Source organism: uncultured Caballeronia sp. (genome assembly GCF_964243625.1).
Taxonomy (GTDB): domain Bacteria; phylum Pseudomonadota; class Gammaproteobacteria; order Burkholderiales; family Burkholderiaceae; genus Caballeronia.
In genome coordinates, this window is sequence record NZ_CAXTGZ010000780.1 from 1 (window position 1) to 954 (window position 954).

The 954-nt window shown below is 55.1% G+C and carries 1 protein-coding gene; it reads right to left on the reverse strand.

What is annotated here, in order from left to right; all coding sequences use genetic code 11:
- The coding region (locus ACFFAR_RS30790) for a LamB/YcsF family protein (RefSeq protein WP_375509179.1) at positions 1-815 on the reverse strand (815 nt) is incomplete at its 3' end.
- Positions 816-954: the final 139 nt, after the last annotated feature.

Sequence of the window (954 nt, forward strand, 5' to 3'; positions counted from 1 at the left end):
ATGGATATACCAGCCTGAATCAAACTCCCTTTAACGGTGGCGGCCATGTGCACCGCACCGGCTGTGTCACCATGGACCGTGACAGTATCCACCTTAACAGGCAGCTTCTTTCCTGACGCCGACGTTAAACATCCATCTTCAATCATAGCCAGGACCCTGCGGCTCGCTTCTATTGGATCGTGAATAACCGCGCCTTCGAGGCGCCGCGAGACAAGGTGACCTTCATCGGTGTACGCCCGGTCGGCGAATGCTTCCCGTATGACATTAAGTCCCGCGCGCATGCCAGCGTTCTCGCCTTCGGTCAAAGGTGGAATCACGTAAAGGAGATCGCGCGCGACAGCTTTGACTGCTCTTGCAACCGCGTCTGAGAGGCTTCGGTCACTAAACATAGCATTGCCCAGTGCGCCATGAGCCTTAAAATGAGTGACTTGATGGCCGGCTGCATGAGCAATCGCCTGCAAAGCGCCGATTTGATACGCAATCAGATTTTCGATCGTACGCGCGCTGTCGCCCAAAATCATTCGCCTGCCGAAGCCCCATACGTCGTTGAAACCAGGATGAGCGCCGACGTCGACGCCTCGTGCGAGAGCCACACGTACCGTTTTATCCATGATGTCGGGATCGCCAGCGTGGAAACCACACGCGATGTTCGCTGATGTGACGATCTCGAGCATTCCCTCGTCATCGCCCATTTTGTAAGGTCCGTATCCTTCGGCCATATCGGCGTTGAGGTCAACTGTCGTCACTTTGCGCGTCCCTAGGTCGGTAAATTTCAAATAACGCTTGGCCGAACCCGATCGGAGAACCGTGAGCAACTAACTGGCGCCCAAGCGTTCCATCGTAACTTGTCCGGACAACTCGATAGTGAATCCCGTAACGTATGAGGCAAACGATATCACCCTCGCTCAATCGCGTGCCTTCCTTTGGAAGGATCCCGTCCTCTGCCAGTAACGC